Raw genomic sequence first — 1,001 nt, forward strand, 5'->3', positions numbered from 1 at the left:
AAAGCTGCCGCAGAGGCGCAACGAATTGGCCCGTTTGTGCGAGGATTCGAAGTCTTTCGTGAATTGCCGGACGAGACGTACTTGAACGCGGGTCGCAAATCGAAAGGGTCCGCGGCACCTGCGAATACGTTTGCTGAAGAGCAGCTTTGGCGGCGCGGCATTGAGTTTCTGTTGTCGATGCAAAACGAAGAAGGCGCGTTCAACGATTCGGATTACGATTTCGGCGGAACCGATAGCTTGCCCAACGTTCACTCGGCCGTAACATCAATCGCAGCGATGGCGTTGTTGGAAGCTCACGGTCGACCAGAGCTGAAAGACTTGCAGCCTCGTATCGAGAACGCGATCAAAAGCGCTGCGGCTTACGTCAGCGATGAATCAAAATTGAACTTGCAGGACAAGGACGAGATTTTCTGGGCCTATCTTTACCGACTTCGATTGTTCAATCGTCTGCAGTCCAAATGGCAAACGGGAGCGGAAGGAATCACGGAAAGTTTGAAAGCTTTGGCCAGCGTGCAAACTGCTGGTGGTGATTTCTATCACGAGTACAACAATCCGTTTGTGACGGCGTCAGCGTTGTGGGCGATGAAGGAGTCAGAGTCGCTGGGTGCTCAGGTCGATGCGTCCTGCGTGGAGGCGGCGATCGCTGCGCTGACGAAATGCCGATTCGCCAACGGGGCCTGGATGTACAGCAGTCCGCGGAACGGCAGCGCCGCGGGAAAGGAAGCCAGTGAACGGCGGACGATCGGAAGCGCGGGTCGGATGCCTCATTGCGAAGGCGCTCTCGTGATCTGGGATCGTGCCGATCACGATGGCCTGGTCGAGAGCCTTGAGTCTGCGTTTGAGATGCACGACGACATGGATAGAGCCCGTAAGTACGATGACCACACGTCTTCTTACAACTACGGTGGTTTCTTTTACTGGTACTGTATGGAAACGCGGACCGATGCGATCCTGAAAGTGACCGATGAGGCGACTCAAAAAGAAATGGCTATCAAACAGCG

At 54.8% G+C, this 1,001-nt stretch carries 1 protein-coding gene; it reads left to right on the top strand.

Annotated elements, in window-relative coordinates; all coding sequences use genetic code 11:
- Positions 1-36 precede the first annotated feature (36 nt).
- Positions 37-1,001 (top strand): prenyltransferase/squalene oxidase repeat-containing protein (locus tag RC85_RS26000; protein WP_157594117.1); only part of this gene is annotated, 965 nt, incomplete at its 3' end.

Origin of the sequence: Rubripirellula obstinata (assembly GCF_001642955.1) — a bacterium.
Classification (GTDB): domain Bacteria; phylum Planctomycetota; class Planctomycetia; order Pirellulales; family Pirellulaceae; genus Rubripirellula; species Rubripirellula obstinata.